Here is a 6,329-nt window from a genome sequence, read left to right as displayed (position 1 = left end):
GGTCGACGCCCCCCGGGGAGCGTTCCCGCCGACGTCTTCGGCTTCGCCGCGGCGCGACGCGTCCGGCCTCCGCGGCCCGCGGTCACCGACCTCGGCGACCCAACTCCCGCCGCAGACGAATCGTAAGGGATCGCGCGTAGGGTCGTGGCGCCGGGCCGTTCGCTCGCGCTAAAGAACCCTGGACGAGACGGATTGCGGCGGGCGGATGAGGCGGATGGCGGACACAACGATCGGGACCGCGACGGCTCGCGCCGCGGCGCGGGCGGCCCGTCTCGCCTGCGTCGCAGGCCTCGCGCTCAACCTCTCGGCCTGCTTCCGCCCGCTCTACGGGCCGACGGCGTCCGGCGAGTCGCTGCCCGCGCTGCTCGCCGGCATCCAGGTCGACGACATCGCGATGGCGCGCGACCAGGAGCGCATCGGGCACTACCTGCGCAGCGAGCTGATCTTCGCCCTCGACGGCTCCGGCCAGCCCGGGCCGAAGCGCTACCGGCTGAAGCTGCAGGGCAGCGAGTCGGTGCAGACGCCGATCGTCTCGACCACCACGGGCCGCGCTGAGGCCGGCACCATCGTCGGCGTGGTCAAGTACAGCCTCGAAAACCTCGACGGCACCAAGATCGTCACCGAGGGCGTGGCGACCTCGACCGCGACCTACGACCGCTCGGTGCAGCGCTTCGCATCCCTCCGCGCCGCCCGCGACGCCGAGATCCGCCTCGCCTCGGTGCTGGCCGACCAGATCAAGACCCGCCTCGCCTCGGTGCTCTCGGCCAAGCCTTGAGGATCGGGCGGGGAGCCCGGGCGTGACCGCGGTCAAGGCCGGCGAGATCGAGGGGTTGCTGCGGCGCGGGCCGGACCCGCGCATGCCGGTGATCCTGCTGTTCGGCCCCGATACCGGGCTGGTGGCCGAGCGCGCCAAGCAGCTCGCCGAGGGCTTCGTCACCGATCCGGGCGACCCGTTCGCCCTGGTGCGGATCGACGGGGACGCGCTCGCCGGCGATCCCGGCCGGCTCGTCGACGAGGCCGGCACCGTCGGGCTGTTCGGCGATAAGCGCGCGATCTGGGTGCGCCCGACGAGCCGGCCGATCGCGCCCGCCGTCGAGGCGCTGCTCAAGGGCGAGATCCAGGGCACGCGCATCGTGATCGAGGCCGGCGATCTGGCCAAGACCGCGCCGCTGCGCACGCTGTGCGAGAAGTCGGCCAAGGCGCTGGCGATCCCATGCTACGCCGACGACGCCCGCGCGATCGCCGACCTGATCGACCGGACGCTGGAGGCGCGCGGCCTGCGCATCGACCGCGACGCCCGCACCCTGCTGGCCGAAAGCCTGGGCGGCGACCGCCGGGCGAGCCTCGCCGAGATCGAGAAGCTCGCGCTCTACGCGGCCGGCACCGGAACCGTCGGGCTCGACGACGTCGAGGCGGTGGTGAGCGACGTCGCCGGCAGCCAGCTCAACACCCTGATCGACGCCGCCTTCGCGGGCCAAGGCGACGTGGTGGAGCGCGACATCCGCCGCTTCCGCCACGAGGGCCTCGACCCCTCGGCGATGCTGGGCTCCGGCCTGCGCCACGCGCTGCAGCTGCTCGCCGTGCGGATCGAGGGCGGCGACAAGGCGCCGAGCCTGATGGTCGCGAGCTGGCGCGGCCTGCACTTCAAGCGCAAGGGCAGCATCGAGACGCAGCTCGCCCGCTGGAGCCCCAACACCCTGCGCCAGGCGGTGCAGATCCTCCAGGACGCGATCCTGGCCTGCCGCCGCTCCGATCCGGTCCTGGCCCACGCCCACGCCTCCTCTGCCCTGCTGCGGATCGCGACGCAGGCGGCGCGGCGACGGGGCTGAGGCCCGGATCGCGCAAGCAAAGCCCGCCGATCGGCGCCGATCCGGCTTGACGAGCCACCGCCGCGCCGGATCACGCTGCGTGATCCGGCCGAAGCCGGCCGGGCCGCCGCCTACGGCTTGGCGAACCCGATGTCGGCGGCCACCGCATCGAGGCGCGCGGGCGCCCGCTCCTTCCGCTCGGAATAGCGGTCGACCAGGAGGTCGGCCCGCTCGCGGGTGAGCAGCGTGAACTTGTAGAGCTCCTCGCAGACGTCGACGACGCGGTCGTAGAGCGGCCCCGGCTTCATCCGGCCGGCCTCGTCGAACTGCGTGTAGGCGGCGGGCACCGAGGACTGGTTGGGGATGGTGATCATCCGCATCCAGCGCCCGAGCACGCGCAGCGCGTTGACGGCGTTGAACGATTGCGAGCCGCCCGAGACCTGCATCACCGCGAGCGTGCGCCCCTGCGTCGGGCGCACCGAGCCCTCCGAGAGCGGCAGCCAGTCGATCTGGCTCTTCATCACGCCGGTGAGCGTGCCGTGGCGCTCCGGGCTGACCCAGACCTGCCCCTCCGACCACAGCGAGGCGGCGCGCAGCTCCCGGACCTTCGGGTGGTCGGCGGTGGCGTCGTCCGGCAGCGGCAGGCCGTCGGCGTGATAGATCCGCACCTCGCCACCCATCGCCGCGAGCAGGCGGGCCGCCTCCTCGGCCAGGAACCGGCTGAAGGCGCGCGCGCGCAGCGATCCGTACAGGATGAGGAATCGCGGCGGGTGGGCGAAGCCGGTCTTCGGTGCGAGGGTGCCCGGCGTCGGCACGGCGAAGTGCTCCGCGGCGATGTTGGGCAGATCGGCGAAGGGCGGCTTGTCCACGCGTCGGGCGTCCGTTATGTTTCAATATTCATTGAAATATTGGACCGACGATGGACGAAGCGCAAGCTCTGGCCGCCTTCGGCGCGCTCGCCCAGGCGCACCGCCTGCGGATCGTGCGCCATCTCGTGACCGCGGGGCCGAGCGGCGTCGCGGCCGGTGCCCTCGCCCGCGCGGTCGGCGTCTCGACCTCGAACCTGTCGTTCCACGTGAAGGAGCTCGAGCATGCCGGGCTGATCGCGTCCCGGCGCGAGGGCCGCTCGATCCTCTACAGCGCGGCCTACCCGGCGCTCGGCGGGTTGATCCAGTTCCTGATGCGCGATTGCTGCCAGGGCCACCCGGACGTCTGCGCGCCGGCCCTGTCCGCTCTCGACGCCTGCCGAATCCTCACCGATGACGAACGCCATCGCTGACGCGACGGCCGCCGGAGCCCCCAGATCGACGTCGCCCCGGGCGGCGTCCGTCCGTGCCGCCCGTCCGAGGCGGTGCGCGATCTGCTCCCAGACCGGCGCGGCTGGCGGCCGGGGCCGGCTCACCGCCCCTCGGAGATCCGCCGGCCCTTGGTCTCGCGCTTGTAGAGGGCGATCGCCGCGGCGCATTCGGGCGACAGTTTGCTCAGGTTGGCCCGGAAGCAGGCCTCCACCGCCGGGCCGCCGGGCGGGTGCTCGCTGCAATGCTCGAGGTAATCGCCGGTGCAGTTCTGCTTCAGCGCCTCGCGGATGGAGCTGGTCTGGGCAAGGCCGAGACCGGGGATCGCGAGAAGGCCTGCGGCCAGGATCATCGTGCGTAGGCGGGGCATGGAGGTGTCCGTGCGAAGGATGGAACGGGCCGCGCGAACGGCCGGAGGCCGGCACCGAGGCCCGAGTGCGAGCCTGAAGGCCCTGCCGCAACGCCACGGCGTGGACCGATGGAACGCGCGCCCGGGCGGCGGACGCAGCCCGCTTCTAGGCGCGCGCACGCCGCCGCCACAAGGCTCGGCCCCGCATCCGTCCCGGGATCGGAGGCGGGGGCAAGAGATCCGGACGCCGCGATGAGGCGTCCGGCGTCGACCGGTCAGCCGGCGTCGGGGACCTGGAAGCGGCGGCAGAGATCCTCGAATTCCTGGGCCGTGCCGTAGCGGATCCGGATCTCGCCGGCCTCGGACGACTTCGCCTTCAGAGTCACGCCGAGGCCGAGCGCCAGGGCGAGGCGGCTTTCCAGCGAGCGCACCTCGGCGGTCTTCTCGGTCAGCCCACGCGGCCGGCCGGGCCGCGGCACGTCGTCGGGCTGCTGCTCGGACGCGGCGATCGCCTCGACGTCGCGCACCGTCAGCCCCTCCTCGACGATGCGCTTGGCCACCAGCTCGGGCGCGCGCACGCCGAGCAGCGCGCGGGCATGGCCGGCGGTGATCTCGGCCGCGACCAGCCGCTCCTGCACCTTCGCCGGCAGGTTGAGCAGGCGCAGGGTGTTGGCGAGGTGGCTGCGGCTCTTGCCCAGGATCTCGGCAAGCTCGCGCTGTGTATAGGAGAACTCGCTCATCAGCCGCTCGTAGCCGGAGGCCTCCTCGATGGCGTTGAGGTCGGCGCGCTGGATGTTCTCCAGGATCGCGAACTCGAGCGAGGCGCGGTCGTCGATCTCGACCACCACCACCGGCACCTCGTCTTGCCCGGCGCGCTGAGCCGCGCGCCAGCGGCGCTCGCCCGCCACGATCTCGAACGTGCCCGGCACCTCGCCGAGCGCCCGCACCACGATCGGCTGGATGATGCCGCGCATGCGGATCGAGGCGGCGAGCTCGTCGAGGTCGGTCTCGCTGAAGCTGCGGCGCGGGTTGCGCGGGTTCGGCCGCAGGAACTCGACCGCGACCTTGCGCTGCGCCTGCACCTTGCCCGCCTCGTTGCCCGCATCCCCGAAATCGCCGATCAGGGCCGCGAGCCCGCGCCCCAGCCGGGGCCGTGCCACCTCGTCCGCCATCCCGCTCACCCACTCACTCCGTTACGCATCGTTACGCCGTACACCCGAACCGTCCCGGGCCGCATCCGCCCGCCGAAACGGGCGGGTCGCGACCGCTCACGCCGCCGCCGGCACCCGGCCCTCGCGCTGGATCACTTCCGAGGCGAGCCGCAGGTAGGCCTGCGAGCCCGCGCATTTCAGGTCGTAGAGCAGCACCGGCTTGCCGTGCGAGGGCGCCTCCGACACGCGGACGTTCCTCGGGATCATGGTCTCGTAGACCTTCTCGCCCATGAAGCCGCGCACGTCCGCTACCACCTGCGTCGACAGGTTGTTGCGCGGATCGAACATCGTCAGCACGATCCCCTGGATCGTCAGCTTCGGGTTCAAGGCGCCGCGCACCTGCTCGACGGTGCGCAGCAGCTGGCTCAGGCCCTCGAGCGCGAAGAACTCGCATTGCAGCGGCACCAGCACCGCATCGGCGGCGGCGAGCGCGTTGATGGTCAGCAGGTTCAGCGAGGGCGGGCAGTCGATCAGCACGTAGCTGACGTCGCGCGTCGCGTTCGCGTCGCGCAGGCCCCGCAGCACGTTGCGCAGGCGGTGCGCCCGGTCGGGGAGCGAGGCCAGCTCCAGCTCCAGGCCGAGCAGGTCCATGGTCGAGGGCGCCACCGACAGGCGCGGCACCGCGGTGGGCACCACGGCCTGGGCCAGCGACGCCTCGCCCGCCATCACCTCGTAGGTCGAGACCCGGCGGGCGCGCCGGTCGATGCCGAGCCCGGTCGAGGCGTTGCCCTGCGGGTCGAGGTCGATCACCAGAACCTGCTCGCCGATCGCCGCGAGCGCGGTGCCGAGGTTGATCGCCGTCGTGGTCTTGCCGACGCCGCCCTTCTGGTTGGCCAGCGCCAGCACCCGGAGCGGCCGCGCGGGCGCGGCATCGGCAGCGGGATGGGGAGTCGCGTCGCTTGTCATGGGCGCCTGGGAGACGGGAACGCTTGGGGGGAGTGGCAGGCTCTCGAGAGCTAGGGGCTCTTGGGAGCGAGGGCGGTGACGCGGACGATCCGGGCGGTCGACTCGGTTCGGCTCGGAATGAGATCGTGGCCGACTGTCCACCGCTCCGCGGCATCGGTCAATTCCGCAACCGCTTCCCGTCCCTTCGGAAACAGCCCGGTGGTGCCCGTTTTCAACAGTGGCTCGGTCCAGGCGAGAAGCTGGTCGAGCGGCGCGAGCGCCCGGGCGCAGACCACGTCGACCCCGTGGTGATCGCCGATCACCGCCTCGATCCGCGCGTTGTGGACCGTTACCGGCGCCCCGGTGACCCGGGCCGCCTCGGTCAGGAAGGCGCACTTGCGGGCGTTGCTCTCGACGAGGTCGACGCGGATGCCGGGCGGCCCGGCAATGGCGAGGATCAGCCCGGGGATGCCGGCGCCCGAGCCGAGGTCGAGCCAGCGGCGCGCCTCCGGCATCAGGTCGAGCAGCTGCAGCGCATCGGCCACGTGCCGCGTCCAGACCTCGGCCAGGGTCGCCGGCCCGACCAGGTTCTTGATCGTCTGCCAGCGCGCCAGCTGCGCCACGTAGAGATCGAGCCGTTGCGCTGTTTCACGTGAAACATTCGCGGCGGCGAGCACGCGGTCGCGATCGGCGCTCATCGCGAGGCCCCCGGAAGGCTTCGGACGACATCCGCGGGTTCCCCTACCCCCCCTGCGGGGGAGGGTGGGCCTCGCGTCAGCGA

At 72.6% G+C, this 6,329-nt stretch carries 8 protein-coding genes; 3 read left to right on the top strand and 5 right to left on the bottom strand.

Translation table 11 applies throughout. The features are described 5' to 3' along the window. Positions 1 to 214 precede the first annotated feature (214 nt). Entirely contained in the window at positions 215 to 775 is a 561-nt protein-coding gene (gene lptE, locus FV230_RS22735; RefSeq protein ID WP_147728217.1) for an LPS assembly lipoprotein LptE, read from the top strand. A gap of 22 nt (positions 776 to 797) precedes the next feature. Next, positions 798 to 1,829: a DNA polymerase III subunit delta gene (holA, locus tag FV230_RS22730; RefSeq protein ID WP_147844017.1), complete on the top strand. Its 1,032-nt coding sequence runs from the start codon at positions 798 to 800 to the stop codon at positions 1,827 to 1,829. A gap of 110 nt (positions 1,830 to 1,939) precedes the next feature. Here the strand turns inward: holA and arsH are convergent, their stop codons facing one another. Further along, positions 1,940 to 2,677: an arsenical resistance protein ArsH gene (arsH, locus tag FV230_RS22725; protein WP_147844016.1), complete on the bottom strand. Its 738-nt coding sequence runs from the start codon at positions 2,675 to 2,677 to the stop codon at positions 1,940 to 1,942. 50 nt (positions 2,678 to 2,727) lie between these two features. On the opposite strand from arsH, the gene FV230_RS22720 reads away from it, so the two are divergent. Then, entirely contained in the window at positions 2,728 to 3,087 is a 360-nt protein-coding gene (locus FV230_RS22720) for a metalloregulator ArsR/SmtB family transcription factor (RefSeq protein WP_147844015.1), read from the top strand. A gap of 119 nt (positions 3,088 to 3,206) precedes the next feature. On the opposite strand, the gene FV230_RS22715 is transcribed toward FV230_RS22720, so the two are convergent. The 4 genes from FV230_RS22715 to rsmG form a co-directional block, all read right to left on the bottom strand. Then, on the bottom strand, positions 3,207 to 3,473 hold the full coding sequence (locus FV230_RS22715) for a hypothetical protein (protein WP_147728221.1): 267 nt from the start codon (positions 3,471 to 3,473) through the stop codon (positions 3,207 to 3,209). A gap of 254 nt (positions 3,474 to 3,727) precedes the next feature. Further along, entirely contained in the window at positions 3,728 to 4,624 is an 897-nt protein-coding gene (locus tag FV230_RS22710) for a ParB/RepB/Spo0J family partition protein (RefSeq protein WP_147844018.1), read from the bottom strand. A 96-nt stretch (positions 4,625 to 4,720) separates the two neighbouring features. Next, entirely contained in the window at positions 4,721 to 5,569 is an 849-nt protein-coding gene (locus FV230_RS22705) for a ParA family protein (protein WP_147728222.1), read from the bottom strand. A 50-nt stretch (positions 5,570 to 5,619) separates the two neighbouring features. After that, positions 5,620 to 6,246 carry a 16S rRNA (guanine(527)-N(7))-methyltransferase RsmG gene (rsmG, locus tag FV230_RS22700; RefSeq protein ID WP_147844014.1) on the bottom strand — a complete coding sequence of 209 codons (627 nt, stop codon included), beginning with the start codon at positions 6,244 to 6,246 and terminating at the stop codon, positions 5,620 to 5,622. Positions 6,247 to 6,329: the final 83 nt, after the last annotated feature.

The organism is Methylobacterium sp. WL6 (assembly GCF_008040095.1).
In the GTDB taxonomy this organism is placed as follows: Bacteria; Pseudomonadota; Alphaproteobacteria; order Rhizobiales; family Beijerinckiaceae; genus Methylobacterium.
The sequence above is the reverse complement of the archived record's forward strand: the minus strand, read 5'-3'. Positions and strand labels throughout refer to the sequence as shown.

Bases quoted from the DNA above. Each gene is read 5' to 3' on its own strand.
- lptE (WP_147728217.1), top strand. From the start codon at position 215: ATGGCGGACACAACGATCGGGACCGCGACGGCTCGCGCCGCGGCGCGG.
- FV230_RS22720 (WP_147844015.1), top strand. From the start codon at position 2,728: ATGGACGAAGCGCAAGCTCTGGCCGCCTTCGGCGCGCTCGCCCAGGCG.
- FV230_RS22715 (WP_147728221.1), bottom strand. From the start codon at position 3,473: ATGCCCCGCCTACGCACGATGATCCTGGCCGCAGGCCTTCTCGCGATC.
- FV230_RS22710 (WP_147844018.1), bottom strand. From the start codon at position 4,624: ATGGCGGACGAGGTGGCACGGCCCCGGCTGGGGCGCGGGCTCGCGGCC.
- FV230_RS22705 (WP_147728222.1), bottom strand. From the start codon at position 5,569: ATGACAAGCGACGCGACTCCCCATCCCGCTGCCGATGCCGCGCCCGCG.
- rsmG (WP_147844014.1), bottom strand. From the start codon at position 6,246: ATGAGCGCCGATCGCGACCGCGTGCTCGCCGCCGCGAATGTTTCACGT.